At 73.4% G+C, this 25,762-nt stretch carries 25 protein-coding genes and 1 tRNA gene; 15 read left to right on the top strand and 11 right to left on the bottom strand.

Translation table 11 applies throughout. The features are described 5' to 3' along the window. Positions 1-1,197, bottom strand: coding sequence for an amino acid aminotransferase (locus G5B56_RS04620; RefSeq protein WP_009858985.1), 1,197 nt, complete (start codon positions 1,195-1,197; stop codon positions 1-3). Next, positions 1,194-1,682: a glutathione peroxidase gene (locus G5B56_RS04615; RefSeq protein WP_009858984.1), complete on the bottom strand. Its 489-nt coding sequence runs from the start codon at positions 1,680-1,682 to the stop codon at positions 1,194-1,196. The genes G5B56_RS04620 and G5B56_RS04615 overlap by 4 nt, the downstream gene beginning before the upstream one ends. Before the next feature lie 108 nt (positions 1,683-1,790). Here G5B56_RS04615 and G5B56_RS04610 point away from each other — a divergent pair, with 108 nt between their 5' ends. Beyond that, positions 1,791-2,519, top strand: a complete 729-nt coding sequence (locus tag G5B56_RS04610) for a two-component system response regulator (protein WP_164962471.1) — start codon at positions 1,791-1,793, stop codon at positions 2,517-2,519. A 4-nt stretch (positions 2,520-2,523) separates the two neighbouring features. Here the strand turns inward: G5B56_RS04610 and G5B56_RS04605 are convergent, their stop codons facing one another. Both G5B56_RS04605 and lplT read right to left on the bottom strand, forming a co-directional pair. Then, complete coding sequence (locus G5B56_RS04605; protein WP_164962470.1) at positions 2,524-3,417, bottom strand: DMT family transporter; 894 nt, start codon at positions 3,415-3,417, stop codon at positions 2,524-2,526. Continuing rightward, positions 3,407-4,684, bottom strand: a complete 1,278-nt coding sequence (gene lplT / locus G5B56_RS04600; RefSeq protein WP_029718422.1) for a lysophospholipid transporter LplT — start codon at positions 4,682-4,684, stop codon at positions 3,407-3,409. Before lplT ends, G5B56_RS04605 begins: the two co-directional genes overlap by 11 nt. A 140-nt stretch (positions 4,685-4,824) precedes the next feature. Between lplT and alr the strand changes: the two genes are divergently transcribed. Genes alr through G5B56_RS04560 form a run of 8 tightly spaced genes read left to right on the top strand, consistent with a single transcriptional unit; the run spans position 4,825 to position 11,609 of the window. After that, entirely contained in the window at positions 4,825-5,913 is a 1,089-nt protein-coding gene (alr, locus tag G5B56_RS04595) for an alanine racemase (RefSeq protein WP_009858980.1), read from the top strand. After that, positions 5,913-6,320, top strand: a complete 408-nt coding sequence (arfB, locus tag G5B56_RS04590) for an alternative ribosome rescue aminoacyl-tRNA hydrolase ArfB (RefSeq protein WP_009858979.1) — start codon at positions 5,913-5,915, stop codon at positions 6,318-6,320. Before alr ends, arfB begins: the two co-directional genes overlap by 1 nt. A 13-nt stretch (positions 6,321-6,333) precedes the next feature. After that, positions 6,334-7,686 (top strand): DNA repair protein RadA, encoded by a 1,353-nt coding sequence (gene radA / locus G5B56_RS04585; protein ID WP_164962469.1) that lies wholly within the window; start codon positions 6,334-6,336, stop codon positions 7,684-7,686. Between the two features lie 2 nt (positions 7,687-7,688). Then, a complete protein-coding gene (locus G5B56_RS04580) occupies positions 7,689-8,447 on the top strand; it encodes a metallophosphoesterase (protein WP_164962684.1) in 759 nt (252 codons plus the stop codon). Then, positions 8,444-8,851 (top strand): hypothetical protein, encoded by a 408-nt coding sequence (locus tag G5B56_RS04575; protein ID WP_009858976.1) that lies wholly within the window; start codon positions 8,444-8,446, stop codon positions 8,849-8,851. Before G5B56_RS04580 ends, G5B56_RS04575 begins: the two co-directional genes overlap by 4 nt. A 44-nt stretch (positions 8,852-8,895) precedes the next feature. Continuing rightward, entirely contained in the window at positions 8,896-9,819 is a 924-nt protein-coding gene (locus G5B56_RS04570) for a branched-chain amino acid transaminase (RefSeq protein WP_164962468.1), read from the top strand. Positions 9,820-9,825: 6 nt separating this feature from the next. Beyond that, positions 9,826-10,029, top strand: coding sequence for a zinc-finger domain-containing protein (locus G5B56_RS04565; protein ID WP_009858974.1), 204 nt, complete (start codon positions 9,826-9,828; stop codon positions 10,027-10,029). Between the two features lie 14 nt (positions 10,030-10,043). Continuing rightward, the gene (locus G5B56_RS04560) at positions 10,044-11,609 is read left to right on the top strand and encodes a PAS domain-containing sensor histidine kinase (RefSeq protein ID WP_164962467.1); all 1,566 of its coding nucleotides are present in this window, start codon (positions 10,044-10,046) and stop codon (positions 11,607-11,609) included. Here G5B56_RS04560 and G5B56_RS04555 read toward each other — a convergent pair whose 3' ends face one another. From G5B56_RS04555 to G5B56_RS04535, 5 genes are read right to left on the bottom strand one after another with little or no spacing between them, the layout of a single operon-like run. Beyond that, complete coding sequence (locus G5B56_RS04555) at positions 11,610-12,029, bottom strand: hypothetical protein (RefSeq protein WP_164962466.1); 420 nt, start codon at positions 12,027-12,029, stop codon at positions 11,610-11,612. Positions 12,030-12,040: 11 nt separating this feature from the next. After that, positions 12,041-13,342: a hypothetical protein gene (locus G5B56_RS04550; protein ID WP_164962465.1), complete on the bottom strand. Its 1,302-nt coding sequence runs from the start codon at positions 13,340-13,342 to the stop codon at positions 12,041-12,043. Positions 13,343-13,362: 20 nt separating this feature from the next. Beyond that, positions 13,363-14,517 carry an HD-GYP domain-containing protein gene (locus tag G5B56_RS04545; RefSeq protein WP_164962464.1) on the bottom strand — a complete coding sequence of 385 codons (1,155 nt, stop codon included), beginning with the start codon at positions 14,515-14,517 and terminating at the stop codon, positions 13,363-13,365. Beyond that, on the bottom strand, positions 14,507-16,252 hold the full coding sequence (locus G5B56_RS04540) for an ATP-binding protein (RefSeq protein WP_164962463.1): 1,746 nt from the start codon (positions 16,250-16,252) through the stop codon (positions 14,507-14,509). The genes G5B56_RS04545 and G5B56_RS04540 overlap by 11 nt, the downstream gene beginning before the upstream one ends. Beyond that, positions 16,249-19,416, bottom strand: a complete 3,168-nt coding sequence (locus tag G5B56_RS04535) for a response regulator (RefSeq protein WP_009858968.1) — start codon at positions 19,414-19,416, stop codon at positions 16,249-16,251. The genes G5B56_RS04540 and G5B56_RS04535 overlap by 4 nt, the downstream gene beginning before the upstream one ends. 144 nt (positions 19,417-19,560) lie before the next feature. Here G5B56_RS04535 and purU point away from each other — a divergent pair, with 144 nt between their 5' ends. Genes purU through G5B56_RS04515 form a run of 4 tightly spaced genes read left to right on the top strand, consistent with a single transcriptional unit; the run spans position 19,561 to position 22,430 of the window. Next, positions 19,561-20,445 carry a formyltetrahydrofolate deformylase gene (gene purU, locus G5B56_RS04530; RefSeq protein WP_009858967.1) on the top strand — a complete coding sequence of 295 codons (885 nt, stop codon included), beginning with the start codon at positions 19,561-19,563 and terminating at the stop codon, positions 20,443-20,445. 7 nt (positions 20,446-20,452) lie between these two features. Then, positions 20,453-20,905 (top strand): nuclear transport factor 2 family protein, encoded by a 453-nt coding sequence (locus G5B56_RS04525; RefSeq protein ID WP_009858966.1) that lies wholly within the window; start codon positions 20,453-20,455, stop codon positions 20,903-20,905. A gap of 23 nt (positions 20,906-20,928) precedes the next feature. Beyond that, the gene (locus tag G5B56_RS04520) at positions 20,929-21,897 is read left to right on the top strand and encodes a YheT family hydrolase (RefSeq protein ID WP_009858965.1); all 969 of its coding nucleotides are present in this window, start codon (positions 20,929-20,931) and stop codon (positions 21,895-21,897) included. 14 nt (positions 21,898-21,911) lie between these two features. Continuing rightward, positions 21,912-22,430: a DUF2946 family protein gene (locus G5B56_RS04515; protein ID WP_164962462.1), complete on the top strand. Its 519-nt coding sequence runs from the start codon at positions 21,912-21,914 to the stop codon at positions 22,428-22,430. A 49-nt stretch (positions 22,431-22,479) separates the two neighbouring features. Here the strand turns inward: G5B56_RS04515 and G5B56_RS04510 are convergent, their stop codons facing one another. Further along, positions 22,480-23,004, bottom strand: a complete 525-nt coding sequence (locus tag G5B56_RS04510) for a cytochrome c5 family protein (protein WP_009858963.1) — start codon at positions 23,002-23,004, stop codon at positions 22,480-22,482. 114 nt (positions 23,005-23,118) lie between these two features. On the opposite strand from G5B56_RS04510, the gene G5B56_RS04505 reads away from it, so the two are divergent. After that, positions 23,119-23,193: transfer RNA gene (locus tag G5B56_RS04505), tRNA-Arg, on the top strand. 134 nt (positions 23,194-23,327) lie between these two features. Here G5B56_RS04505 and G5B56_RS04500 read toward each other — a convergent pair. Next, the gene (locus tag G5B56_RS04500) at positions 23,328-24,617 is read right to left on the bottom strand and encodes a solute carrier family 23 protein (RefSeq protein ID WP_164962461.1); all 1,290 of its coding nucleotides are present in this window, start codon (positions 24,615-24,617) and stop codon (positions 23,328-23,330) included. A gap of 157 nt (positions 24,618-24,774) precedes the next feature. Here G5B56_RS04500 and G5B56_RS04495 point away from each other — a divergent pair, with 157 nt between their 5' ends. After that, positions 24,775-25,713, top strand: coding sequence for a septal ring lytic transglycosylase RlpA family protein (locus tag G5B56_RS04495; RefSeq protein WP_164962460.1), 939 nt, complete (start codon positions 24,775-24,777; stop codon positions 25,711-25,713). Positions 25,714-25,762 lie beyond the last annotated feature (49 nt).

Here is a 25,762-nt window from a genome sequence, read left to right as displayed (position 1 = left end):
TCAGACGACCGCGGCGATCGCCTCGGCGGTGCGCTCGACGTTGCCGCTGTTGAGCCCGGCCACGCAGATGCGGCCCGAGCGCACGAGGTAGACGCCGAACTCCTCGCGCAGCCGGTCGACCTGCTCGGGCAGCAGCCCGGTGTAGCTGAACATGCCGCGCTGGCTGAGGAAGTAGCCGAAGTCGCGCCCCGGCTTGCGCGCGCAGAGCACCTCGTGCAGCGCGCGGCGCATCGCCAGGATGCGCTCGCGCATCGCCGCGACGTCGGCCTCCCAGGACGCACGCAGACCCGGATCGCCGAGCACGCGCGCGACGACGCCGGCGGCGTGCAGCCCCGGGCTGGAGTAGTTGCGGCGCACCGTGGCCTTCATCTGGCCGAGCACGAGTTCGGCTTCGGCGCGGTCGGCGCAGACCACCGACAGCGCCCCGGCGCGTTCGCCGTACAGGCTCATGCTCTTGCTGAACGAGTTCGAGACGAAGAACGACAGCCCGGCGTCGGCCAGCGCGCGGATCGCGTGCGCATCCTCTTCGATGCCGTCGCCGTAGCCCTGGTAGGCGATGTCCAGGAACGGGATCAGCCCGCGCTCGCGCACGAGGGTGACGATCTCGCCCCACTGCAGGCGCGACAGGTCGACGCCGGTCGGGTTGTGGCAGCAGGCGTGCAGCAGCACGACGTCGCCGGCGGGCAGGCCGCGCAGCGTCTCGCACAGGCGCTCGAAGGCCACGCCGCCGGTCGCCGCGTCGTAGTACGGATAGGCCTTCACGGCCATGCCGGCGCCCTCGAAGATCGAGCGGTGGTTGTCCCAGGTCGGGTCGCTGACCCAGACGGTGGACTGCGGGAACCAGCGCCGCAGGAAGTCGGCGCCGACCTTCAGGCCGCCGCTGGAGCCGATGGTCTGCAGCGTCGCGACGCGGCCTTCGGCGACCGCGGCGCTGCCGGCGCCGAAGAGCAGCGCCTGCACCGCGGCGCGCATCGGAGCCGAACCCTCCATCGGCAGGTAGGGCTTGGGGCCGGCTTCGGCCAGCAGCTGCGCTTCGGCCTGGCGCACGCAGTCCAGCACCGGGATGCGGCCGGCGTCGTCGAAGTAGATGCCGATCGACAGGTTGACCTTGGCCGGGCGCGGATCTCGGCCGAAGGCCTCGTTCAGCGACAGGATCGGGTCGCCCGCGTAGGGCTCGAGGTGGGAGAAGACGGTCATGCCGAAAGCGCTTTCTCGATGTCGGCGGCCAGCGAGGCCGGGGAGTCGGTCGGCGCGTAACGCTTGAGCACGCGTCCGTCGCGGCCGACGAGGAATTTGGTGAAGTTCCACTTCACCGCCTGGGTGCCGAGCACGCCGCGCGCCTCGGCGGTGAGCCATTGCCACAACGGATGCGCATCGCCGCCGTTGACCTTCACCTTGGCCATCATCGGGAAGCTGACGCCGTAGTTGAGCTGGCAGAACGAGGCGATCTCGTCGTTGCTGCCCGGGTCCTGGCCGCCGAACTCGTTGCTCGGGAAGCCGAGGATCACGAGACCGCGCTCGCGGTAGCGCTGCCACAGCTCCTCGAGCCCGGCGAACTGCGGCGTGAAGCCGCAGCGGCTGGCGGTGTTGACGACGAGCACCACCTGGCCGGCGTGGGCGGACAACGGTGCGGGGCGGCCGTCGATCGTGACGGCGTCGAAATCGGACAGGGTCGCGGCCATGAGCGCTCCGATCGTGACGAAACGTGCATCGTAAGCCCCCATCCCACGACCGGCGTTGACAGCGCGAACCGCCGCCGCGCAGCATCGCCGCAGACCCCTGCCGCCGCCATGCTGCACCGCCTCCATCTGCTCGGTTTCAGCGCCTTCGAGCGCAGCACGCTGGCCAGCTGCGTGCGCCTGGCGGGCTCGCGACAGCCGGGCTACGTGCAGGTCGCCACGCCGGAGGACGCCGACTTCCTGGTCGTCGACGCCGACAACGTCGACGCCGTGCTGACGGCCAGCGCCGGCGCACGCGTCAGCGACGCGGTTTTCGTCGGCCGCCACGCCCCCGAAGGTGCAGCCGCCTGGATGCCGCGGCCGCTGGACGCGCTGCTGCTGCTGCGTGAACTCGACGCCATCGTCGCGCTGCGCGGCGCGGCGGCGGCCGACACGCCGGCGCTGCCGCAGGCGCTGATCGTCGACGACTGCGAAGCCGCGACACGCCACCTCGCCGGCCGGCTGCAGCGCCTGGGCCTGCCCAGCGTCGCGGCGCGCACCAGCGGCCAGGCCCTCGAACGGCTGGCGCGCCAGCGTTTCGAGTTCGTCTTCGTCGATGTCGAGCTCGGCGAGGCCAGCGAGCTCGACGGCCTCGCGCTGTGCCGCAGGCTGCGCCGCCAGCCCAGCCCGGGCGCACGCGACGCGGTTCTGGTGCTGGTCTCGGCCCAGCACGGCGAGGTCGACCGCGTGCGCGGCGCGCTCGCCGGGGCCGACGCCTACCTGGGCAAGCCGCTGGACGACGACGAGCTGAGCCGGCTGGTGTCGCGGCCGCCGCGCGCCGCGGCACCGGCCAGCCACTGAGACGTCAGCGCGCGGCCAGCAGCGCCGCGCCGACGATCAGCGTGCCCCCGATGACCAGCGGCAGCGTGATCGCCGCCGCGCCCAGCAGCACCGCCGAGGCCGAGGCGAACAGCACCTCGGTGATCATGACCACCGCCGTCGCGTTGGCCGGCAGGCGCGCCGCGCCGTACTGCAGCGCCAGGTTGCCGCCGAGGAAACACACGGCCAGCAGCAGCGCACCGGCGATCCAGCCCGGTGCCGGGGCCGGCGGCGGCGGCACGAAGCCGTTCAGGGCCAGCATCGCCGCCAGCGGCCCGGCGACGACGACGCCACCGAGGAACATCGCCAGTGCGCGCGCCGACTGCGGCCGGTGCGCCTCGCGGCGCAGCATCACGTTGTTCAGCGCGAAGCTGAAGCCGCCGGCGATGCCCAGCCACTCGGGCAACGTGCGCGGCAGCGGCAGGCCGCCGCCCTCGGGCCAGAGCACGACGGCCGCGCCGACCAGCGCCATCGCGACGCGAAACGCCGCCGCGCGTGTCAGACGCTCGCCGAGCAGCAGCCGCGCCAGCAGCACCGTCCACAGCGGCATCAGATAGAACAGCAGCACGACGCGCACGACGTCGCCGACGGTCACGCCCCAGTTGAAGGTGGCGTTGGTCGTGCCGGCGGCGGCCACCAGCACCCACAGCACCGGCGTGCGCAACAGCTCGCGCCAGGCCGACGGCCGCCAGGCGCTGATGGCCAGCACGACGCTGCCGTAGACGAACACGGTGGCCCACAGCGGGTGCAGGCCCAGCGCCTGCAGTTCGCGCAGCGGCCACCACGAGACGCCCCAGACGAAGGCGTTGGCCAGCAAGGCCAGCGCCGGCGCCGCCGCGCCGGGGCTGCCGGCGCGCGGCGCGGCGGCGTCAATGGCCATCGGTGCGGGCGATCACGAGCAGGCGCTCGACCTCGTCGCGGTGCTGCAGCAGGTTGCGCCGATGCCAGCGCCGGATCGTCTCCATGATGCCGGCGACGACCAGGCCGAAGACCGTGATCGCGGCGAAGGCCGAGAGCTCGAAACGTGTCATGCCGGCGTAGAAGGCGCCCAGCGCCAGGATGCAGGCCTGCTCGTTGAAGTTCTGCACCGCGATCGAGCGCCCGGCGCCCATCAGGTTGTGGCCGCGGTGCTGCAGCAGCGCGTTCATCGGCACGACGAGGTAGCCGCCGGCGGCGCCCAGCAGCAGCAGGAACGGGATCGCGACGTAGAGGTCGCGGATCAGGTTGAGCCCCATCAGCAGCACGCCCATCAGCACGCCCAGCGGGATCACCGCGGTGGCGCGGTCCAGCCGCATGCGCATCGACGCGACGACGGCCCCGGCGGCCACGCCGATCGACACCACGCCGGCCAGCGACGAGGCCTGCGTCGTCGAGTAGCCCAGCGCCGCCGCGGCCCAGGGGAAGACGATGATGCGCAGGTTGCCGCCGACGCCCCAGAACATCGTCGTCGTGGCCAGCGAGATCTGGCCCAGCTTGTCCGACCACAGGCGGGCGTTGCAGCGCGAGAAGTCGCGCACCAGCCACAGCGGGTTGGACGGCAGCGGTTGCAGCGGCGCGTCGGTGCGCGGGATGTAGAGGTTGAACAGCGCCGCCAGCGCGTAGACGAAGAGCAGCACGCAGATCGCGGCCTCGGCCGGCATGTCGACGCCGGTGTCCACGAACGGCAGGTCCAGGCCCAGCAGCACCGGCGCGATGTGCGGCCCGACGAGCTGGCCGCCGAGCACGGTGCCGAGGATGACGCTGGCGATCGTCAGGCCCTCGATCCAGCCGTTGGCCTTGACCAGCTGCGACGGCGGCAGCAGTTCGGTGAGGATGCCGTACTTGGCCGGCGAGTAGGCCGCCGCGCCCAGGCCGACGATCGAGTAGGCCAGCAGCGGGTGGCCGCCGAAGAGCATCAGCAGGCAGCCGACGATCTTGATGCCGTTGGAGATCAGCATCACGCGGCCCTTCGGGATCGCGTCGGCGAAGGCGCCGAGGAAGGGCGCGAGCACGACGTAGAAGAGCGCGAAGACGACCGCGAGAACCGGCACGTGCCAGCTGGGCGCCTGGCTGCTGCGCAGGAGTTCGATCGCGGCGACGGTGAGCCCGTTGTCGGCCAGCGAACTGCAGAACTGCGCCGACATGATGGTCGAGAAACCTTTTTTCATCTGTCGCGCGCGCAGCCGGGAACGCCGGTTCCGGGCGCCAGTCCTGTCTCTCCATCCTTTCGGGCAGGCGGTTTATAGCACGCGGCCAACGCCGTTCCGAAGGGCGAAACCCACGAGTCGGCTGGCAAAATGGCCCGGCCATGCCGCGCCCGATCGAAGCCCTCGTCCACGTCCCCGCCCTTGCCCACAACCTGCAGCGCGCCCGCGCCCAGGCCCCCGACGCGCGCGTCTGGGCGGTCGTCAAGGCCAACGCCTACGGCCACGGCATCGAGCGTGCGTACGACGGTTTGCGCGGCGCCGACGGCTTCGCGCTGCTGGACCTGGACGAAGCCGAGCGCCTGCGCACGCTGGGCTGGCGCGGGCCGATCCTGCTGCTCGAGGGCGTGTTCGAACCGCGTGACCTGGAACTCTGTTCGCGCCTGGACCTGTGGCACGCGGTGCACTGCGACGAGCAGATCGACTGGCTGGCAGCGCACAAGACACATCGCCCGCACCGCGTGTTCCTGAAGATGAACAGCGGCATGAACCGCCTGGGCTTCACGCCGGCGGCCTTCCGCGGCGCCTGGGCGCGCCTGGGCGCGCTGCCGCAGGTCGACGAGATCTCGGCGATCACGCACTTCTCCGACGCCGACGGCCCGCGCGGCATCGCCCACCAGATCGCGGCCTTCGAGGCCGCGACGCAGGACCTGCCCGGCGAACGCTGCCTGTCCAACAGCGCCGCGCTGCTGCGCCACGGCGTGAAGAACGACTGGGTGCGCGCCGGCATCCTGCTGTACGGCAGCGCGCCCGACTTCCCCGAACACGACATCGCCCACTGGGACCTGCAGCCGACGATGACGCTGCGCTCGCGCATCATCGCCACGCAGACCCTGGCCGCCGGCGACACCGTCGGCTACGGCAGCAGCTTCACCGCGCCGGGGCCGATGCGCGTGGGCATCGTCGCCTGCGGCTACGCCGACGGTTACCCGCGGCTGTGCCCCACCGGCACGCCGGCGCTGGTGAACGGCCGTCGCACGCGCACCATCGGCCGCGTGTCGATGGACATGCTCGAGGTCGACCTGAGCGAACTGCCCGACGCCGGCATCGGCAGCGAAGTCACGCTCTGGGGTCGCGGCCCGGGCGGCAGCGTGCTGCCGATCGACGAGGTGGCACGTGCCGCCGGCACGATCGGCTACGAGCTGATGTGCGCCGTCGCGCCGCGCGTGACGATGCGCGTCGCCGAAGACTGATGGCCGGCGCGCCGCGCATCGACCGGCGCGAAGTCGAGTTCGCGGCGATCCGCGCCCAGGGCGCCGGCGGGCAGAACGTCAACAAGGTCTCGAACGCGGTGCACCTGCGTTTCGACATCCGCGCCTCGTCGCTGCCCGATCCGATCAAGGAGCGCCTGCTGGCGACACCCGACCAGCGCATCGGCGCCGACGGCGTCGTCGTCATCAAGGCCCAGACCCACCGCAGCCTGCCGCGCAACCAGGCCGACGCGCTGGCGCGGCTGCAGGCGCTGGTCGACGCCGCGGCCGAGGTGCCCACCGAACGCCGGGCGACGAAACCGACCTGGTCGTCCAAGCAGCGCCGGCTGCAGGGCAAGGCGCGCGACGCCCAGGTCAAGGCCGGACGCGGCCGCGTGCGCGACTTCTGACAGCATCACCCCCGTGGCGAAAACGATCTACACCTGCCGCGAGTGCGGCGGCACCAGCCCCAAGTGGCTGGGCAAGTGCCCGGCCTGCGGCGCCTGGAACTCGCTCGACGAGGGCCTGGCCGAGCCGGCGACGAAGAACAACCGCTTCCAGGCGCTGGCCAGGAGCCAGCCGGTGGCGACGCTGGCCGACATCGACGCCGCCGACGTGGCGCGCACCCCGACCGGCCAGGAGGAGCTCGACCGCGTGCTCGGCGGCGGCATCGTCGCCGGCGGCGTGACGCTGATCGGCGGCGACCCCGGCATCGGCAAGAGCACGCTGCTGCTGCAGGCGCTGGACGCGCTGTCGGCGCAGATGCCGGTGCTCTACGTCACCGGCGAGGAATCGGGCGCCCAGGTCGCGCTGCGCGCGCGCCGGCTCGGCCTGTCGGGCGCCAAGGTGCGTGTCGTCGCCGAGATCTCGCTGGAGAAGATCCTGGCGACGCTGGACGCCGAACAACCGGCCTTCTGCGTCATCGACTCGATCCAGACGCTCTATTCCGACCAGCTGACGTCGGCACCGGGCTCGTTGGCCCAGGTGCGCGAATGCGCGGCGCAGCTGACGCGTGTCGCCAAGACCGGCGGCTGCGCGATGGTGCTCGTCGGCCACGTCACCAAGGAAGGCGCGCTGGCCGGGCCGCGCGTGCTGGAGCACATCGTCGACACGGTGCTGTACTTCGAGGGCGACACGCATTCCAGCTTCCGCCTGGTGCGGGCGATCAAGAACCGCTTCGGCGCCGTCAACGAGATCGGCGTCTTCGCGATGACCGAGAAGGGGCTGCGCGGCGTCAGCAACCCGAGCGCGATCTTCCTGTCCGCGCACGGCGAACCGGTGTCGGGCTCCTGCGTGCTGGTCACGCTGGAAGGCACACGGCCGCTGCTGGTCGAGATCCAGGCGCTGGTCGACAGCGGCGGCGCCAGCCCGCGGCGGCTGTCGGTGGGCCTGGACCGCGACCGCCTGGCGATGCTGCTGGCGGTGCTGCACCGCCACGCCGGCGTCTCGTGCATGGACCAGGACGTGTTCGTCAACGCCGTCGGCGGCGTGCGCATCGGCGAGCCGGCGGCCGACCTGGCGGTGCTGCTCGCGATCACCAGTTCGCTGCGCGGCAAGCCGCTGCCGCGCGGCTTCGTCGCCTTCGGCGAAGTGGGCCTGGCCGGCGAGGTGCGCCCGGCGCCGCGTGGCCAGGAGCGGCTGAAGGAAGCCGCCAAACTCGGCTTCTCGGTCGCCGTCGTGCCCAAGGCCAACGCGCCGAAGAAGCCGATCGAAGGCCTGACGGTGCACGCCGTCGAGCGCATCGAGCAGGCGATCGACATCGTGCGCGGGTTGTGACGATGCGCTGGGCCGTCGTCTCCGACATCCACGGCAACCTCCCGGCGCTCGAGGCGGTGATCGCCGACGCCGGCGCGGTCGACGGCTGGCTGAACCTGGGCGACATCGTCTCCGGCCCGCTGTGGCCGCTGGAGACCGCGCGCCGGCTGATGGCGCTGGCCTGGCCGACGATCGCCGGCAACCACGAGCGCCAGCTGCTGACGCTGCCGCACGACCACCTGGGCGCCAGCGACCGTTTCGCCTGCGACGCGCTGGGCGAGGCCGAACTCGCCTGGCTGGCGGCGCTGCCGCCGACGATGGCGCCGCATGCCGACGTGCTCGCCGTGCACGGCAGCGGCCGCAGCGACCTGGAATACCTGCTGCACAGCGTGCGCGCCGACGGCCTGCACGAGGCCGACGAGGCCGAGATCGCCCAGCGCCTGCCGGCCGCGGCGCCGGCCTGGCTGCTCTGCGGCCACAGCCACCTGCCGCGCCAGCGCCGCGTCGGCACGACGACGGTGCTCAACCCCGGCAGCGTCGGCCTGCCGGCCTTCGACCACGACCAGCCGGCACCGCACGTCGCCGAGACCGGCACGCCGCAGGCGCGCTACGCCTGGCTGGAGCTCGGCCCCACGGGCTGGACGGCGACGCTGCGCGCCGTCGACTACGACCACGAGAGCGCCGCCCGCCGCGCCGAGGCCCGGGGCCGCGGCGACTGGGCCGACGCGCTGCGCAGCGGCCGCGTCGGCCGGCGCGAATCCGAATCGGGAGAAGGACGATGAACGCCTGGATCGGCTGGGCGCTGGCCGCCGCCGCCATCGCCGCCGGCTATGTCGGCTGGGGCTGGCAAGGTGTCGTGCTCGGCATCACCGTCACCGTGTTCTGGCTGCTGCTGCAGTTCAGCCGCGCGCTGCGCGCGATGCAGCAGGCGGCCAAGCGCCCGCGGGCCAGCGTGGCCAGCGCCGTGGCGCTGCATGCGAAGCTCGAACCCGGCCTGTCGATGCTGCAGGTGATGAAACTCACCGGCAGCATCGGCGAGAAGGTCGGCGACGACCCCGAGACCTTCGCCTGGCGCGACGCCGGCGGCGACGCGGTGCACGTGGCCTTCACCGGCGGCCGCGTCGGCCGCTGGCAGCTGCTGCGCGCCACCGCAGGCCCCGATGCCGGCACGCACCCCGCCGCCTAGAATCGTCCGTCTCTAGAACCGCTCTCAATTCCCGAGGAACCACCATGTCGATGTCCGACCGCGACGGCAAGATCTGGATGGACGGCGCGCTGGTCGACTGGCGCGACGCCAAGATCCACGTCCTGACGCACACGCTGCACTACGGCTGCGGCGCTTTCGAGGGCGTGCGCGCCTACAACACCGCCCAGGGCACGGCGATCTTCCGCCTGCAGGAGCACACCGAGCGCCTGTTCAACAGCGCCAAGATCCTGCGCATGAAGATCCCCTTCTCGCTGCAGGAGGTGATGGACGCGCAGCGCGAGGTCGTGCGCGCCAACAAGCTGGAGAGCTGCTACCTGCGCCCGCTGACCTGGCTGGGTTCCGAGAAGCTCGGCGTCAGCCCCAAGGGCAACACCGTGCACCTGATGATCGCCGCCTGGCCCTGGGGCGCCTACCTCGGCGAGGAAGGCCTGCGCCGCGGCATCCGCGTCAAGACCAGCAGCTACACCCGCCACCACGTCAACATCACGATGACGCAGGCCAAGGCGGTGAGCAACTACACGAACTCGATCCTGGCCAACATGGAGGCCACCGACGACGGCTACGACGAGGCGCTGCTGCTCGACGCCTCGGGCTTCGTCTCCGAAGGCGCCGGCGAGAACCTGTTCGTCGTGCGCGGCGGCACCGTCTACACGCCCGACCTGTCGGCCGGCGCGCTCAACGGCATCACGCGCAACACGATCTTCGCGATCTGCCGCGACCTGGGCATCGACGTCGTCGAGAAGCGCATCACGCGCGACGAGGTCTACGTCGCCGACGAGGCCTTCTTCACCGGCACCGCCGCCGAAGTCACGCCGATCCGCGAGCTCGACCGCATCCAGATCGGGGCTGGCGCGCGGGGCCCGGTCACGGAGAAGATCCAGGCGGCCTTCTTCGACATCGTCAACGGCCGCAACCCGAAATACGCCGAATGGCTCACCCAGGTCTGAACTGACATGAACGAACCCAAAGCCACTGTCGAGGTCCAGGCGGCCGACCTCGCCGGGCCGGGCGTCGTGTTCTGCCCGAACCCGAAGATGCCGCTGTGGAGCAACCACCCGCGCGTCTTCATCGACGTCGCGACCACCGGCGAAGGCCGTTGCCCGTACTGCGGCACGGTCTACAAGCTGGCGCCGGGCGTGCACGCTTCCGGCCACTGAGGAGGCACGGCGAGGTGGGCACGCAGCCGCCCCCCTCGCCGGAGCAGGCTGCCCCGCCGCCCCCGCCCGAACCGGGCGACGCCGGCGATGCGCGCCACGCGCTGTTCCACGCCGCGCTGGCCGGCACCGGCACCTTCGTCTGGGGCTGGGACCTGGACACCGACCGGCTCAGCGACGTCGAAGAAGGCCTGGCGATGCTGGGCTACCGCCCCGGGGACATCGGCCCCACCCAGGCCGACTGGGACCGGCTGATCCACCCCGACGACCTGGCCGCCAACCACGAGGCCTATCTGCGCCACGCGCGCGGCGAGGTCGACGTCTACGAACACTGCTACCGCATCCGCGACGCCGCGGGCCGCTGGCGCTGGGTGCGCGAGCGCGGCCGCATCGTCGAGCGCAGCGCCGACGGCCGCCCGCGGCGCATGCTGGGCACGCAGACCGACATCACCGAGCTGCGCGAGCTGGCCGACACGGCGCAGCAGGCGCTGGAAGGGCTGGCGCGCATCGCGCGCCACGTGCCGGGCACGCTGGTGCAGATCCACGCCGACGCCGAGCGCCGGATCACCTTCCCCTACGCCAGCGAACGCTGCCGGGCGCTGTTCGGCATCGAGCCGGCCGAACTGGCGCGTGACGGGCGGGCGCTGCTGGACTGCGTCGAGCCCGAAGACCGCGGCCCGCTGCGCGCGGCGATCCGCGCCTCGGCACGCACGCTCGAGCCCTGGCGCGCCGAGTTCCGCGTGCGCCGCGCCGGCCAGTTGCGCTGGGTGCGCGGCGAGGCGACGCCGAGCCGCCAGGCCGACGGCTCGACCGTCTGGCACGGCTACCTCGAAGACGCCACCGAACGCCGCGAGCTGGAGCAGGCGCGCCAGGACGCCGCGGTCGCCGCGGCCGCCAACCGCGCCAAGACCGAGTTCCTGTCGCGCATGAGCCACGAGCTGCGCACGCCGCTGAACGCGGTGCTCGGCTTCGCCCAGCTGCTCGAGAGCGATCCGGTCGAGCCGCCGAGCGAAAGCCAGCAGCGCCGGATCAAGCTGATCCGCGAAGCCGGCGAGCACCTGCTGCAGATGATCGGCGACCTGCTCGACCTGACGCGCATCGAGTCCGGCGGCATCGAGCTGCGCCTGGCCGCGGTGCCGCTGCGGCCGCTGGCCGAGGAGGCGCTGGCGATGGTCGCCGGCAGCGCCGAACGCGCCCAGGTGACGCTGGCGCTGGCCGACTCCGCCCCCGGTGCGCGCGTGCGCGCCGACGGCACGCGGCTGCGTCAGGTGCTGCTGAACCTGCTGACCAACGCGATCAAGTACAACCGCGCCGGCGGCCGCGTCGAGCTGGAGATCGCGGCCCCGCAAGGCCGCTGGCAGCCGCTGGCGGTGCACGACACCGGCATCGGCATCGCGCGCGACGAGCGCGAGCGCCTGTTCGAGCCCTTCTACCGCGGCCGTGCGGTGCGCGGCCGCGTCGAAGGCACCGGCATCGGCCTGGCGCTGACGCAGGACCTGGTCGTGCTGATGGGCGGGCGCATCGAGGTCGACAGCGAACCCGGCCGGGGCTCGAGCTTCACCGTGACGCTGCCGGCGGCCTGATCAGGGCCGCAGCACGACGTTCAGGCCGGGCCGCAGCTCGGACACCGGGATGTAGCCGATCGCGCCGGGCGTCGCCTGCACGTAGGCGATGATCTCCGCGCTGCTGCGCAGCTCGCGCGGCGGCACGCCCTTGCCGACATGGCGGCGCACCGTCCAGTAGGCGATGTAGCGGCCGTCGTCGAGCTGCACCACCTGCGACAGGAAACGCTCGCGCGACGGCGTGCCCGGCGGCGCGTTGACGACGTTGGCCGCCGTGCCGCCGACCTCGACGGCGCGCCCGGTGTACAGCCGCTGCAGCGTCGGCAGGTCCACGCGCACGATGCCCGGGTGGGCGATGACGACGATGTCGACGGGCGGTCCGGCCCAGGCGCTGCAGGCCGGCAGCAGCCCGGCGACGAGGAGGAGGCGGCGGCGGCGCATCCGACGCGCCCTCAGAAGGCGAAGCCGTAGTTGATCGACCAGACGTCCACGTGCGTGTCGTGGATCGTCCCGGCGTCCGCCGGCGTGTCGACCAGGCGGCTCATCTGGCCGATCGCGGTGCGCTTCCACTCCGCCTTGAGCTTGTGACCGGGCGCCGGAGTCCAGGACGCGCCGAGCGCGACCGAGCGCTGGTCGGCGGCCCAGATCGTCTCGGCCGTCAGGCGCTGCGCGGCGTTGATCGGCCCGGCCCCGGGGAGGCTCTCGGGCAGCGGGTGGGCGGTCAGGCGGCGATACCAGTCGCGCGTGCCGCGCGTCGAGCGCAGCTGCGACCAGGCGAGGTACGGCGTCAGCGCGCCGAACTCGCGGAACAGCGCCACGTAGCCGCCCGAGGTGTTGGAGCCCAGCTCGGTGTCGTGCTGGATGTCGCGCGCGTACTCGGCCGCAACCCGCCAGTGCGCCGCAAAACGGTGCTCGACGCCGAGCGTGAAGATCAGGTTGGTGATCGTCGACACCGCCTCGACCGGCGGGCCGTAGGGGATCGAGTCGTCGGTCTTGTAGAAGCCGACACCGGGCGCCAGCTCGACCCAGGGCAGCGTCACCGGGATGCGGGAGCCGTCGGTCTGCGCGGTGCGCACGTGGTGCATGCCGGCACGCCACAGCGTGTCGGGCTGGCGCAGCGTCAGCGCGGCGCCGACCGCGTGCACCTCGACCTCGACGAAGTTGGCCCCCGCGGGCTTGGCCGGCGCCAGGCCGTCGCGCGCCCAGAAGCGCGCCGTGGTGCGGGCGCGGCCGCCATAGGCGTCCAGCGAGAGCTCGTCGTCGCCGAGCGTCCAGGTCCGGGTCGCCGACAGGCCGTCGAACTCGTTGGACGGCGCGATCGAGTACATCTCGGTGGGCAGCCGCACCATGTCCTGGGTGGCGCCGACGTCGAGGATCTCGGAGTACAGGTACAGCGGCAGCCGCATGCGGCCGGCGCGCAGCAGCCAGTCGTCGTCCGGCCGCCAGGCGAGGAAGGCCCAGGCCGGCGTCACGTCCCAGCGGTGGTCTCGCTCCAGCGACTCGGCGGCCTTGAGCTGCAGCGTCGCGCTCCAGCGCTCGGCCAGGCGCGCGTCGAGCTGCAGGCCGACCAGCGTGTCGCGTTCGGCGCTGCCGCCGCGGTCGATGCTGCGCTCGACGGCCCAGCCGCGGTTGGACTGCGCCCAGCCCAGCGTGCCGAAGCCCGACCAGGACAGGTCCAGCGCCGCGGCGGGCAGGCTGACGGTGGCGGCGACGGCGGCGGCGGCGAGCGCCCGCAAGGGCTTGTTGTTCTTCATCGTGTCGGGTGGCCGCCGCCTCAGGGCGCCGGCGGCGGGGAGCTGCCGTCGTCGCCGGCATCGCGGAGTTCGGTGGCGATCTCGACGAAGGCGGCCTCGCAGGCGCGCAGGCCCTCGACGAGCACCGGGTCGAAGTGGCGGCCGGCGCCCTGCACGATGCAGTCCATCGCCGCCCGGTGGTCCCAGGCCGGCTTGTACGGGCGCGCCGTGGTCAGCGCGTCGTAGACGTCGGCCACCGCCATCAGCCGCGCCGCCAGCGGGATGTCCTCGCCGGCCAGGCCGTCGGGATAGCCGCTGCCGTCCCAGCGTTCGTGGTGGTGGCGAGCGATCTGCTTGGCGTAGACCAGCATCGGCCCGGCATCGTGGCCGAGCCGGTCGATCGCCTTCTGCAGCAGCTCGGCGCCGCGAACCGTGTGGGTCTTCATGCTGGCCCATTCATCGGCGCCGAGCGGGCCGTCCTTGAGCAGGATCGCGTCGCGGATGGCGACCTTGCCGATGTCGTGCAGCGGCGCGGCCTTGGCCAGCTCGTCGATCGCCGCGGCGCTCAGGTCGGCCGGCGCGCCGGGCCGTGCGGCGTACCAGCTGGCCAGCGTGCGCACGTACTCCTCGGTGCGCTTGATGTGGTTGGCGGTCTCGTTGTCGCGGAACTCGGCCAGGCCGAGCATCAGGAACAGCGTCGTCTCGCGCAGCCGCTCGGCCTCGCGGCAGCGGCGCTCCAGCGCCTGTCCCAGGTGCGCGTTGCGGTCGCGCAGCACGTCGCGCGCGACCTTCAGCTTGAGCTGCGTGGCCACGCGCGCGAGCACCGTCTCGGGATTGAAGGGCTTGTGGATGAAGTCGGCGCCGCCGACACGGAAACCCTGCGTCTCGTCCTCGGGCCGGGTCAGCGCCGTCAGGAACAGCACCGGCACGTCGGCCAGCAGCGGGTCGGCCTTGAGCCGGCGGCAGACCTCGTAGCCGTCGAGCTCGGGCATCATGACGTCGAGCACGATGACGTCCGGCGGGCTGCGCCCGGCGATCTCCAGCGCGCGCCGGCCGTTGATCGCGATCTTCACCTGGTAGTCCCGGTTCAGCACCTGGGCCAGCAGCGTCAGGTTGGCCGGCGTGTCGTCGACGACGAGCACGACCGGGCGGCGCAGCGGCGGATCGGCGCCGGGCGCCGGGGCGTCAACGTTCATCGGGGCCTTTCCGGGGCGCGGTGCGGCGCAGCGCCGCCAGTGCCGCGTCGAACTCGAATCGCGACATCGCGCCGCTGAGCTGCTCGGCCTCGGCAGCGGGCAGCAGCCCGATGAAGTCCGAGGCATGCGACTCCCACATCGAGACGGCCCGGGCGTCGTTGTCGTCCAGAAGCTCGCCGAGCTGCTGCAGCAGTTCCAGCCCCGCGGGCCGGCCGTCGCCCGACGCCGGCTCGGCAGCCGGCGCCGCGCCGGCCAGCAGGCGGCGCAGGTCCGACGGCAGCACCGGCTTGGGCAGCAGCGCACCCACGCCCAGCCCGCCGGCGGCCTGCTGCACCGCCGGGCCGTCGAAGGGCACCAGCAGCACGGTGCGCCGCGGCCGGGCGCCGGCGCTGCGCAGATGGCGCAGCAGTTCGGCACCGTCCATGTCGGGCAGCACCCAGTCGACGACGAGCAGGCCGTAGTCGCCGTCGGCGGACGCGGCCCGCCGCACGCAGGCCAGGGCCTGGCGTCCGGAGACGGCCTCGTCGACGCGCGCCTGCGGCATCAGCGCGTGCAGCATCTGCACCAGAGCGGCACGCGCCTCGTCGTGGGCCTGCACGACGAGCAGCGGGCCGCCGGCCTCGACGGCCGCCTCGCCGGGCGAGGCCGGCGCCGGCGGCAGCGGCACCTGCAGCTCGAAGCACGAACCGCGGCCCGGCGTGCTGCGCGCGTCCAGCCGGCCGCCCATGCGCTCGGCCAACCGCCGCGCAAGCGCCAGCCCCAGCCCCAGGCCGCCGTGGCGGCGCGTGGCCGAGCCGTCGGCCTGCGCGAGCGGCTCGAACAACGCCGCCAGCTGCGCCGCATCCAGGCCGACGCCGGTGTCGGTGACGGTGAAACGCAGGCGCTCGCCGTCCAGCCCGACGGCCAGCCGCACGTGGCCGGCGTCGGTGAACTTCACCGCGTTGCCCAGCAACTGGCCGAGCACGCGGCCGAGCTGCGCCGCGTCGCCCAGGCGCCAGCCGGCGGCGCCCAGCAGCGCCGGAGCCTCGAAGCGGCAGTGCAGCTCCACCGGCTTGCCGCGCGCCAGCACGCGCGCCGCGGCAAAGGCCTCGGCCACGAGATCCTCGACACGCAGCGGTGCGCAGGCCAGCTGCAGGCGGCCGCCGTCCAGCGCCGCCAGCGCGGTCATCGCGCCGAAGAGGTCCAGCAACTGCTGCGAGGCCCGTGCGACCTCCTCGAGACGGCGGCGTTGCGCCGGCGCCAGCTCGGCCTCCAGCGCCAGCCGGGTCTGGCCGACGATGGCATTCATCGGCGTGCGCACCTCGTGCCCGAGCGTGGCGAGGAAGTCCGCCGGCGCCCGGGAGCCGGTGTCGGCGGCCGGCGCAGGCGCGGGCACCGGGGCCGGCAGCGGATCGCGCTGCGGCAGGCTCGCGGCCGGCCAGGCGCGCAGCAGCAGCACCAGTGCCGGCAGCAGCGTCAGCCGCAGCGCCCAGGTCGCAGCGCCCTCGGGGGCGTCCGGGGCGGCCAGCGCGCTCGCGAGCACCTGCAGCACGAGCGCCGCCAGCGCCACGCGCCCGAGCACGCGGCGGTGCACCGGCCAGCGTTCCCAGGCCGACGCGAGCACGGCCAGCAGCAGCGCCAGCGCCGGAAAGCTCGCCGCCTGCAGCGGCGTCAGCAGCCCCGGCACGGCCAGGCCGGCCCAGGCCAGCAGGACCGCCAGCAGCGCCGCCAGCGGCGGGTTGCGCCACGCCGTCATGGCGGCGGCAGCGCGTCCAGCGCGGCGTCGAAGTCCAGCGCCGCCATGGCCTGCGTCAGCCGGCGCATCACCGGCGGCGCGAGCGCCGCGCGCAGCGCGCGCTGCTGGGTGCGCCAGCATTCGAGCGCCTCGCTGTCGGCGGCCTCGAGCAGCTCGCGCAGGCGGCGCAGCGCCTGTTCGGGCGCGACCTCGGCACCGTCGCGCAGCGGCGCCGGGGCGCTGACCAGCCACGGCGGCGGGGCGGCCAGCGCGGCGTCGATCTCGGCCACCACCTGCGCCAGCGTGTCGCCCAGCGGCAGCAGCGCCGTCTCGGCCTGCGGGCCGGCCTGCGCCGCGGCGGCGCGCTCGAGCGCCAGCGCGTGCTCGCGCAGGGCCACGGCGCCGATCGTCCCGGCCAGCCCCTGCAGCGTGTGCGCGGCGCGGCGCAGCTCGGGCCAGCGGCCGTCGGCAAGCCAGGCGGCCCAGGCGTGCAGACCGTCGCCGTACTCGGCGGCGAAGCCGGCCAGCGTGCGCCTGAACAACGCGACGTTGCCGTCGAACTGCTGCAGCGCCCGCGAGGTGTCCAGCGACGGCAGCGACGGCAGCGGAGCGGCGACGACCGGCGGCGGCGGCGGTGCCGCGTCGGTGGGCGCCGGCGCGCGCCGGTACGGCGCCAGCGCCACCTCGAGCACGGCCACGTCCAGCGGCTTGGCAATGTGGTCCTGCATGCCGGCGGACAGGCAGCGCCGGCGCTCCTCGTCGAGCGCGTGCGCCGTCATCGCGACCACCGGCAGGCGGTCGAAACGCGGGTCGCGGCGCAGGCGGCGCGTCGCCTCGAGGCCGTCGAGCACCGGCATCTGCACATCCATCAGCACGACGTCGAAGGCGTCGGCGCCACGCGCGGCCAGCGTCTCCAGCGCCACCAGGCCGTTGTCGGCGATCGTGACCACGGCGCCGCGGCGGCGCAGCAGCGCGGCGGCGAGTTCCTGGTTCAGCGGATGGTCCTCGACGAGCAGCACGCGCAGGCCGCCCAGCCCCGCGCCGGCGGCGGCAGGCGCAGGCGGCGCCGCCTCGGCCGGGCGGAACAGCCGCCGCAGATCGGCCGGCAGCACCGGCTTGGCGATGAAGTCGGTCGCACCCAGGCCCCGGGCGCACTGGCGCACCTCGTCGGTGCCGTAGGCCGAGACGACGGCGATGCGGGTGCGCGGGTCGAGCTCGTGCAGCCGCGACAGCACCGCGGCGCCGTCGGCGTCGGGCAGCATCCAGTCCAGCAGCACGAAATCGAAGGGCCGTCCCTCGCGCGCCGCCGCCTGCACCAGCGCCAGCGCCTGGGTCGCATCGCCGGCCCCGGCCAGGCGCCCCGCCGAGCCCACGCCCAGCGTGTGCAGCTGGCCCAGCAGCACGAGGCGCGTGTCGGGCTGGTCGTCGACGACGAGCACACGCGCCGCCGCCGCTTCCGGCGAGGCCGCGGGGGCCTCGGCTGCACGCTCGCGCGGCAGCGTCAGCCGCACCTCGAAGCGGCTGCCGACACCCGGTTCGCTGCGCACCGCGATCGTGCCGCCCATCAGCTCGACCAGGCGCCGCGTGATCGCCAGCCCGAGGCCGGTGCCGCCGTAGTGGCGCGTGATCGAGACGTCGGCCTGGGCGAACTCGCGGAACAGGTGGCCGATCTGCTCGGCGCTCATGCCGATGCCGGTGTCCTCGACGACGAGCAGCAGATCGACGACGGCGTCGTCGCCGCTCGTCGCGCTGTCGACGGTCAGGCGGACCTGGCCACGGGAGGTGAACTTCACGGCGTTGGACAGCAGGTTGGTCAGCACCTGCTGCAGCCGCAGCGCGTCGCCGCGCAGCGTGCCGCGGTCGACGAGCAGCGACGGGTCGGCCCAGTCGCACAGCAGCTCCAGCTCCTTGTGCTGCGCCGGCTGGCGCACGAGCTCGACGGCCTGGCCGACCACCTCCTCGAGCGAGAAGCGCGCCGACTCGATCGTCATGCGCCCGGCCTCGATCTTGGAGAAGTCGAGCACGTCGTTGATCAGCGCCAGCATCATGCGCGAGGCCGCCTGGGCCTTGTCGACGAAGTCGCGCTGCTCGCCGCTCAGGTCGGTCTGCAGCGACAGGTGGGTGAGGCCGAGCACGATGGTGTTCATCGGCGTGCGCATCTCGTGGCTCATGTTGCGCACGAAACGCGACTTGGCCTCGTTGGCCTCGTCGGCCTCCTCGCGCGCGAGCTGCAGCTCGCGGCCGGCCTGCTCGCGCGCGGCGATGTCGGCCTGGAAGCGGTTGGCCATCGCGTCCAGCGCATCGCCCAGCCCGGCGAGCTCCTCGACGCCGCGCTCGTGGCGCCGGGTGCGCTCGCCGTACTCGCCGCGCGCGATCTGGCGCGCGACGGCGCTGAGCGTGCCGATGGGCTGCAGCACGCGCCGGCGCAGCACCAGCACGACGGCGTAGAACAGCGCCGCCAGCGCCGCATTGGTGACGACGGCCGCCTGGATGCCGGCGGCGAGCTGCTCGCGCGACGAGGCGATCGCCGCGTCGGTGCGCGCGCGCACCTGGGCGCGCAGCTCGCTGACGGCCTCGGCCAGCATCAGCCGGCGGTCCTCGTACTCGCGCGAGCGCACGAGCTCGAAGGCATAGGGCAGGTCGGGATGGCCGTCGTCGACGAAGTCGCCGGCGGCGGTGTCGAACAGGCCCTGGGTCGCGGCCATCGCGATCTTCTCCAGCTCCTGCATGTACTGCGCCGCGGCCAGCATGCGGCCGGCCGCGGCCAGCTCCTCGGACACGAAACCCAGCCGCGACATGCGCTCGAGCATCGGCACGCTGGGCCCGGTGCGCGCCGCGGCGACGTCGCGCACGCGCATGCGTTCGCGCCAGTAGAGCATCGGGTCGACGCCCTCGGGCGCCGGCGAGCGCCCGTCGCGCACGGCGAGGATCTCGTAGTAGGTGTTGAAGTAGCGCAGGTCGCCCTGGCGGTCGGTGCGCGCGGTGAACCCCTGCACCAGCTCGGCGAGCAGCGTGTTCTCGTTCTCGATCTGCTGCACGAAGCCGAGCGCGCGGTCGCGGTCGTCGGTGGCGCGGCGCATCGCCTCGTTGGCCGGGAAGACGAGCCCCCAGAAGACGAGGATGTTGGCCAGCAGCGTCAGCAGGACCGCGGCGGAGAAGCCACGCGAGATCGATCGCAGCTTCATCGGCGGCTCGGCAGGGGGGCGGACGCAGCGGGGCACATCCGGAGGGATATCGAACGAATGCACCCGGAGCTGAGGGACTTCCCCGCCGGGCGCCGTGACGGATGCCGCGAAAGAACGCCGCGCGGCGGTCCCTACAATGCCGGGATGGCTGCGGAAAACCAGTTCGTCCTCACGCTCTCGTGCCGGGACACCAAAGGCATCGTCTTCGCCGTCTCGGGGCTGCTGTACCAGGCGGGCTGCAACATCATCGACTCGCAGCAGTTCGGCGACCTCGACGGCGACGACGCGACGGGCCTGTTCTTCATGCGCGTGCACTTCGAGGCGCCGCAACAGCTGGCCGACGTGCAGACGCTGGACCGGCTGTTCGCCCACACTCGCGAGCAGCACCAGATGGACGTGCGTTTCCACGCCGTCTCGCGCCGCCCGCGGCTGCTGCTGATGGTCAGCCAGCACGGCCACTGCCTGAACGACCTGCTGTTCCGCTGGAAGAGCGGCCAGCTGCCGGTGGAGATCCCGGCGATCGTCTCCAACCACACGACCTTCGCCGGCCTGGCCGACAGCTACGGCATCCCGTTCGTGCACCTGCCGCTGGTCGGCGGCAGCAGCGCCGAGACCAAGCGCGCCCAGGAGCGCGAGGTCGAGGCGATCATCGACCGCGAGCGCATCGACCTCGTCGTGCTCGCGCGCTACATGCAGATCCTCAGCCCCGAGTTCTGCGAGGTGCTGCGAGGCCGGGCGATCAACATCCACCACAGCTTCCTGCCCAGCTTCAAGGGCGCGCGGCCGTACTTCCAGGCCCATGCGCGCGGCGTCAAGCTGATCGGCGCGACCGCGCACTACGTCACCGCCGACCTCGACGAAGGCCCGATCATCGAGCAGGACGTCGAGCGCGTGGACCACACGCTGTCGGCCGAGGACTTCACCGCCGTCGGCCGCGACATCGAGTGCCGCGTGCTGGCCCGCGCGGTGCGCTGGCACGTCGAGCGCCGCGTGCTGCTCAACGGCCACAAGAGCGTGGTCTTCCGCTGAGGCGGCGATGGCGCGCCCGAAGCCGCCCGCGGCGCCGACGATCGCGCTGACGCCCGAGGACGCCGAGGCCGCGTTCTACGAGGCGATGGCCGGCGGCGACGTCGGCCGCATGATGGCGCTGTGGGCCGACGACGAGGACGTGCTCTGCGTGCATCCGGGCGGCGGGCGCGTCGTCGGCACCGCCGCCGTGCGCGCCAGCTACGAGACCCTGCTCGCCGACGGCGGCATCGCGGTGTCCTACGACGCGGTGCACCGGCTGCAGCGCGCCGAGGTCGCGGTGCACCACCTGGTCGAACGCATCCTCGTCGACTCCGCTCGCGGCCGCAGCGAGCTGCGCATGCTGGCGACCAACGTCTACCTGAAGACGCCGCTGGGCTGGCGCATCGTGGTGCACCACGCCACCGCCGCCGGCCCCGACGAGCGGCCGCCGCCCGAACCGGCGCCGACGACGCTGCACTGAGCGGGCCCGGAGCCCGCGCCGCGATGCACGACTACCGCGCCCCGCGCTGGCTGCCCGGCGGCCATCTCCAGACGATCTGGCCGTCGCTGTTCTCGCGCCCCTGGCAACGCGAGACGCCGCCGTACCGGCGCGAGCGCTGGACCACGCCCGACGAGGACTTCGTCGACCTCGACCACCTCGACGCCGCCACGCCCGGCGCGCCGCGCCTGGTGCTGTTCCACGGCCTGGAGAGCTCGTCGACGAGCCGCTACGCGATCGCCTTCGCGCTCGCCGCACGCGCTGCCGGCTGGGCCTTCACGGTGCCGCACTTCCGCGGCTGCTCGGGCGAGCTCAACCTCGCGCCGCGCGCCTACCACTCGGGCGACTTCGAGGAGATCGGCTGGATCCTCGAGCGGCTGCGGGCGCGAGAGAACCGGCCGCTGCTGGCCGCCGGCGTCTCGCTGGGCGGCAACGCGCTGCTGCGCTGGACCGAGGAGCACGGCGACGCCGCCGCGGCCACCGTCAGCGCCGTCGCCGCGGTGTCGGCGCCGGTGGACCTGACGGCCGCCGGCCGGGCCATCGACCGCGGCTTCAACCGCGCCGTCTACGCCCGCCGCTTCCTGCAGACGATGAAGCCGCGGGCGCTGGCCAAGTGGCAGCAGCACCCGGGGCTGTTCGACCGCGAGCGCCTGCTGCGCGCGACGACGCTGTGGGAGTTCGACGACGTGTTCACCGCGCCGCTGCACGGCTTCGCCGGCGCCGACGACTACTGGCGCCGCGCCTCGTCCAGGCCGCATCTGCACGCGGTGCGTGTGCCGACGCTGGTGTTCAACGCCCGCAACGATCCCTTCGTGCCCGGCGACTCGCTGCCCGGGGCGGCGGAGGTCGGCCGGCACGTGACGCTGTGGCAGCCGGCCGAGGGCGGCCACGTCGGCTTCCCGCACGGCGGCTTTCCGGGCGACGTGCGCCCTTTCGCCGACGCGGTCGTCGGCTGGCTGGCTCGCGCCGCCTGAGGCAGCATCGGCCGATGGACGCGATCGTCGAAGCCGCGCTGCGCAAGTGGCCGAACGTGCCGCACTGCTGGGGCTGGCTGGCGCTGGACGCGCGCGGCGACTGGTACATGCGCGACGAGCGTGTGCAGGCCGCCGGGCCGTTCCCGCAGGTCAAGGGCAGCCGCATCGTGCACGACAAGCTGCGCGAGTTCATCCACCGCAACTACCTGCACGACGAGGCCGGCGCCTGGTTCTTCCAGAACGGGCCGCAGCGTGTCTACGTCGAGCTGGAGGCCGCGCCCTTCGTCTGGCGCGTCGACCCCGGCTTCGGGGTTCAGGCCCACACCGGCGCGGCGGCCGAGCCGCGCGGCGCCTGGCTGGACGAACACGGCCGGCTGTTCCTCGACACCCCGCTCGGCTTCGGCCTCGTGCACACGCTGGACATGGGCCACGCCGCCGAGGCGGTGGAGGCCGGGCGCTGGTTGCCGCAGGAGCTGGCCTTCGCCGAGATGCCGGCGCGTTTCGGCTACGTGCTGACGCCGCAGCCGGCCTGAAACGGCGACGGCCGCCCGCAGGCGGCCGTCAGGCAGCGGACCGGCGGCGTCAGTTCGCCGCGGCGGCCGACGGCGGCTCGGCGAACTTGCCGCCGCCGGCGTTGGCCAGGTAGACCACGGCACGTCCGATCTCTTCGTCGGACGTCACGCCGCCGCCCTGCGCCGGCATCGCGTTCTTGCCCTTCAGCGCCGAGTTCAGCAGCGTGTCGTAGCCCAGCGCGATGCGCGGCGCCCAGGCCGCCTTGTCGCCGAACTTGGGCGCGCCCAGCGTGCCGGCGGCATGGCAGGCGCTGCAGACCGCCTGGTAGACCTGCTCGCCGCTGCGCGGCTCGCCGCCGCCGGCTGGAGCGGCGTCGGCCAGCGCGACGCGGCCCACCGGCTGCAGGCGCAGCGCGATCGCCTGCTCCTCGAAGGCGTCGCCGGCGGCATCCATGCGCGGCTGGGCGCCGAAGTAGCCGGCGACGAGCAGCAGCAGCGTCAGCGGCACCAGGAAGGCCAGCACGACGGTCTGCGTCATGCTGCGCGGGGTCTTGGCGGGGCCCTCGGGCGCGGTGGGATCGGCGTGGTCGCTCATCGGTATTCGTCGCATCGGCCGGCCGGCCGGGTTCGCTGGTGATCAACCACAGTCGGGGCCGGGCCGCCGCCGCGCCGGGACTCGACGGCCCAGGCTAGAATGCCGGCTCACCTGGCGACCGTGGTGAAGTGGATATCATGCGGCCCTCCGAAGGCCGCGTCGCAAGTTCGATTCTTGCCGGTCGCGCCAACACCGGGCTTCTCAGCGCCCGAAAGCCCCAAAAATGAAACGGCTGCCCATCGGGCAGCCGTTGTCGTTTCCTGAAGACGTGAAGACGGGGTCAGGTCTCGCGAGACCTGACCCCGGACTGGCGACGGCGAGACTCAGCCGTGCGCTTCCTTCTTGCCCAGCAGCGCCCACAGCAGGATGGCGCCGAAGGTCGCGGTTCCGATGCCGCCGAGCGTGAAGCCGCCGAACTTCAGCGTGTAGTCGCCGGTGCCCAGCACCAGCGTGATCGCGGCGACGACGAGGTTGCGGTTGTCCGAGAAGTCGACCTTGTTGTCGACCCAGATCTTGGCGCCGGCCACCGCGATCAGGCCGAAGACGACGATCGACACGCCGCCCATCACCGCCAGCGGGATGGCCTGGATCAGCGCGCCGAACTTCGGCGAGAAGCCCAGCAGCAGCGCGATCAGCGCCGCGCAGACGAACATCGCGGTCGAGTAGATCTTGGTCGCCGCCATGACGCCGATGTTCTCGGCATAGGTCGTCACGCCGGTGCCGCCTGCCGAGCCGGAGATCATCGTCGCGACGCCGTCGCCGACGAAGGCGCGGCCCATCAGCGGGTTCATGTCGCGGCCGGTCATCGCGCCGACGGCCTTCAGGTGGCCCAGGTTCTCGGCGACGAGGATGATCGCCACCGGGGCGATCAGCAGCATCGCGCTGGCGTCGAACACCGGCGAGGTGAACGACGGCGCGCCGAACCACGCGGCGTTGGCCACGCCCGACAGGTCGATCGCCTTGCCCAGGCCCATGCCGTTGGTCAGCACGGCGTAGACGATGCTCGCGACGATCAGGCCGACGAGGATCAGCAGCCGCTGCGTGAAGCCACGCGTGAAGACCGCGACGCCAGCCACGCAGACGAAGGTCACGCCCTGCATCCAGGCGTCGAACGAGGTCGGCGCCATGTTCTTGATCGGCACGCCCGCCAGGTTCAGGCCGATGACGGCAACCACCGAGCCGGTGACCACCGGCGGCATCAGCGCCTCGATCCAGCGCGTGCCGACGGCCATCACGATCAGGCCGATCAGCGTGTAGAGCGCGCCGCAGGCGATGATGCCGCCGAGCGCCACGCCCAGGTTGCCGTTGGCGCCCTGCCCGGCGTAGCCGGTGGCGGCGATGACGACACCGATGAAGGCGAAGCTCGAGCCGAGGTAGCTCGGCACCTTGCCGCCGGTGATCAGGAAGAAGACGAGCGTGCCGATGCCGCTCATCAGGATCGCGAGGTTGGGATCGAAGCCCATCAGGATCGGCGCCAGCACCGTGGCGCCGAACATCGCGATGACGTGCTGCACGCCCATCGCCGCGGTCTGCGGCCAGGGCAGGCGCTCGTCGGGGGCGACGACGGCACCGGGGGCGGGGCGCACTTCGCGCCAGCGGAAGATCGAACTCATCGGGGGTTGCTCTCGTGTGGTCTCGGCTCGTGGCCGGGCGCGAGTCTAGGCCCGCCGCGGCCGCAGCGGCCCGCAGCCAGGTCAGCGGCCCGCGCGGTCGGGGGGCGGGCGGCCACGCTTGCGTGCCCTGCGGCGGCCGCTACAGTGCGGCACGCCGATGTCCGCCACCCGCCGCCTCTGCCGCCTCGCCGTCGTCGCCGCCGCCGCGCTGGTCGCCGCGTGCGCGACCAAGCCCGGCCGTGACGGCCCGCCGGCCCGGCCGCCCGGCGACCTGGCCTCGACCCCCGACGCGCTGCCGCGTGTCGAGCCGCTGCGCCGCGGCGGCCCGAACAAGCCCTACGAGGTGTTCGGCAAGCGCTACGTGCCGATGGACGCCGACCTGCCGTACAGCGAACGCGGCCTGGCCTCGTGGTACGGCACCGCCTTCCACGGCAAGTCCACCTCCAGCGGCGAGCCCTACGACATGTACGCGATGACGGCGGCGCACAAGACGCTGCCGCTGCCGAGCTACGCCGTCGTGCGCAACCCGGCCAACGGCCGCGAGGTCGTGGTGCGCGTCAACGACCGCGGCCCCTTCGTCGCCGGGCGCATCATCGACCTGAGCTACACCGCGGCGCTGCGCCTGGGGCTGCTGGCCGGCGTGGCGCCGGTCGAGGTGCGCCGCCTGACGCACGACGAGATCCGCGCCGGGCTGTGGCGCCGCGGCGCGCCGCCGCCCGAGAGCGTGCCGGCGCCGGAACCGGCGCCGGCAGCCGCGCCGCCGGACGCCGACGACCCGCTGATGGCGCTGGTGACCGCCAGCGCCGAGCGCCCGCCGGCGCGCGACGCGGCCGCCCGCACGAACGGCGCGCCGGCCGACGCCGCGCCGGGCTTCTGGCTGCAGCTCGGCGCCTTCCGCCAGGCCGAGGGCGCCGCGACGCTGCGCCGCCAGGTGCTCGACGCCGCCGGCGAGCTCGCCGTCGCGGTCTTCGACGACGTCGTCGCGTTCCGCGTGCAGGCCGGCCCCTACGCCACGCGCGCCGAGGCCCAGGCCGCGGCCGAGCGGGTGCGCGCGCGGCTGCTGATCGTGCCGCTGGTCGTCGAACGCCGCCCCTAGGCTGGCGGCGGCGGCGCCTTGTCCGCCCACAGCCTTTCCCGGATGCTCG

It is taken from the genome of Rubrivivax sp. JA1026, from assembly GCF_011065555.1.
Taxonomy (GTDB): Bacteria; Pseudomonadota; Gammaproteobacteria; order Burkholderiales; family Burkholderiaceae_C; genus Rubrivivax; species Rubrivivax benzoatilyticus.
This window is presented reverse-complemented; position numbering and strand designations above follow the sequence as displayed.